We start from the raw sequence: 760 nt of genomic DNA on the forward strand, positions 1-760 counted from the left end.
CGCAGGTGCGACAAGAAGCTATACTATGAATCGCGCCATTACGCTACCTCTTCCATTTGAGGTAATCCTACTGTGACATGCATAAATGGTAACGTTTGTGTGTGGAGCTCACATGACAATATCAAGAAATCGAGGAGCCTGACTTTGATAATTGGTTAGGATAAGAATACTATGAAGAACGTAAAGTGAACCATCGTAAGAATCGTGAAGTGGAATAAGCGAAAACAGGTTGATACGCTTAAACCAAAAGGTATAGAATCAGGCTGTAATGGGTCTGCGGACATTATGGCAAATGGACGAATGATTCTCGGTTTATAGATGGCTTCTAAGGTATTCACATTATTTGTAGTATAGAACTTGGTAAGCCCTAAATGCTCCCATAATGGGTAGGACTCCTGCGAGGGATGACGAAGGCATTGAGGGTAGAGGATTCAGTAAAAAGCGAATGTCAATCTGTAATGGATTGGATAGAGGTTCAAACTTTGCCTCGATCCGAAAGGATGCAAACTTACTGATGGTGTTTTCTTGTGTGAACGGAAACAAACTTACGAAGGTAAGATACTCAACGACACCGATAGGTGAGAGGCTTACCGACAACTTTGTTAGTGGGCTGTTATCCAGAATCACAAAATCAGTTATGTGTAATAACTGGTGCCTGATACAGAAAAGGTTAGAAAACACTCGAGCCGTATGAAGGGAAACTTTCAAGTACGGTTCCTAGGGGAGAAAGGAGGAGTAATCCTCCCGACTTACCCGACAT

1 protein-coding gene is annotated in these 760 nt (G+C 42.2%); it reads left to right on the forward strand.

What is annotated here, in order from left to right:
- Positions 1-382 precede the first annotated feature (382 nt).
- Positions 383-694, forward strand: a complete 312-nt coding sequence (locus ASJ81_RS22280; RefSeq protein WP_141241743.1) for a hypothetical protein — start codon at positions 383-385, stop codon at positions 692-694.
- Positions 695-760 lie beyond the last annotated feature (66 nt).

The sequence above is a fragment of the Methanosarcina spelaei genome (assembly GCF_002287235.1).
In the GTDB taxonomy this organism is placed as follows: Archaea; Halobacteriota; Methanosarcinia; order Methanosarcinales; family Methanosarcinaceae; genus Methanosarcina; species Methanosarcina spelaei.

Bases quoted from the DNA above. Each gene is read 5' to 3' on its own strand.
- ASJ81_RS22280 (WP_141241743.1), top strand. From the start codon at position 383: ATGGGTAGGACTCCTGCGAGGGATGACGAAGGCATTGAGGGTAGAGGA.